This is a genomic window from Vibrio sp. D420a, assembly GCF_030248625.1.
In the GTDB taxonomy this organism is placed as follows: Bacteria; Pseudomonadota; Gammaproteobacteria; order Enterobacterales; family Vibrionaceae; genus Vibrio; species Vibrio fortis_A.
Genome location: NZ_JAHGAN010000095.1, coordinates 1 through 1,081, shown reverse-complemented (window position 1 = coordinate 1,081; position 1,081 = coordinate 1). Strand labels below are relative to the sequence as shown.

Sequence of the window (1,081 nt, the reverse complement as noted above, 5' to 3'; positions counted from 1 at the left end):
CGTACTGGCCGTGCTGGACGTAAAGGTAAAGCGATCCTTCTAGTTCGCACTAACCAAATCCGTATGCTTCGCACTATCGAGCGCGTAACTAAGTCATCAATGGAAGAAATCCAACTTCCTCTACGTGACAAAGTAGCTGAAGCTCGTCTAGCTAAGCTAGGTGCAGAACTTGAAGCTGAGAAAGAGCACAAGTCTCTAGAAAACTTCGCTGAGCTAGTTGCTAAGCTACAAGAAAACCTAGAGATCGACCCAACGACTCTTGCTGCAATGCTTCTTAAGCGTCAACAAGGTAAGCGTCCACTGTTCTACATTGGCGAAGACCCAATGATCGCTGCAATCGAGCGCGATAAGAACCGTCGTAAAGAGCGTCGTGAAAACCGCGATCGTGACGGTGGCCGTGGTGGTCGTGACTTCAACAGCCAAGATTGGGATACATACCAACTGCAAGTTGGTCGCGAGCAAGGCGTTCAAGTTAAAGACATCGTTGGCGCACTAGCAAACGAACTAGGCCTAACTAAAGGTTCTATCGGTGCTATCAAACTAGACCAAGCAGCAACTTACGTTCAGCTTCCAAAAGCGATGAACTCTGAAACTGCTGGTAAGCTAAACAAACTACGCATCCGTCAAAAAGAAGCGGGCGCAGTGGTTGTAGACTTCAACGATTTCCGTGAACCACGTCGTGGTAACGGCGGCCGTGGTGGTCGTGATGGCGGTCGCGGTGGTTACCGTGGCAACCGTGACGGTAACCGTGAAGGCGGACGTGGCGGCTACCGTGGTAACCGTGACGGCAACCGCGAAGGCGGCCGTGATGGCGAGCGTCGTTTCGACCGTAACCGTGGTGGCGATCACCGTGGTAACTACCGTGGCGAACGTGGCCATGGTAACGGTAATGGCGGCCGTGGTCGTCGCAATGACCGTGGCGAAGGTTAATCTTAGGGATTACCTCGTATAAATAAGAAGAAGCCGAGCATTTAGCTCGGCTTTTTTGTACCTATCACTTTGTCGATTTAACGGCGAATACTGAGTTTATTATTTGCTTTTAACTTTCAAAGCCGAAAAATAATCTCGCATCTCGCATCTC

1 protein-coding gene is annotated in these 1,081 nt (G+C 50.3%); it reads left to right on the top strand.

Annotation, left to right across the window (positions count from 1 at the left end; all coding sequences use genetic code 11):
* On the top strand, positions 1 to 930 hold a 930-nt coding region (locus KI743_RS24465; protein WP_285468589.1), incomplete at its 5' end, for a DbpA RNA binding domain-containing protein.
* Positions 931 to 1,081: the final 151 nt, after the last annotated feature.